Annotated in this window: 1 protein-coding gene; it reads right to left on the reverse strand. The window is 67.6% G+C overall.

Annotation, left to right across the window (positions count from 1 at the left end; genetic code table 11):
• The coding region (locus QCD75_RS22000; RefSeq protein WP_301231646.1) for an NAD(P)-binding domain-containing protein at positions 1-346 on the reverse strand (346 nt) is incomplete at both ends.

Here is a 346-nt window from a genome sequence, read left to right on the forward strand (position 1 = left end):
GGCTTCCCGTCGACGTGTGCGGCGATCTTTTCCAGCAGCGGGCCCAGGGCGTCGTAGGACTCCTTCGAGCCACCGGGCATGATCGAGGGGCCGTTGAGGGCACCTTCCTCGCCGCCGGAGACGCCGATGCCGACGAAGTGCAGGTCCTTCCTGGCCAGCGCGGCTTCGCGGCGGCGGGTGTCCTCATAGTGGGAGTTGCCGGCGTCGATGATGATATCGCCCGGTTCCAGGAGCGGCTCGAGCTGTTCGATCACGGAGTCGACCGGCTTGCCGGCCTTGACCATGATCAGCACGCGGCGCGGCTTCTCCAGCGAGTCGACGAGCTCCTGCAGGGTCTCCGTGCGGA

This window comes from Arthrobacter sp. PsM3 (assembly GCF_030433895.1).
Taxonomy (GTDB): domain Bacteria; phylum Actinomycetota; class Actinomycetes; order Actinomycetales; family Micrococcaceae; genus Arthrobacter.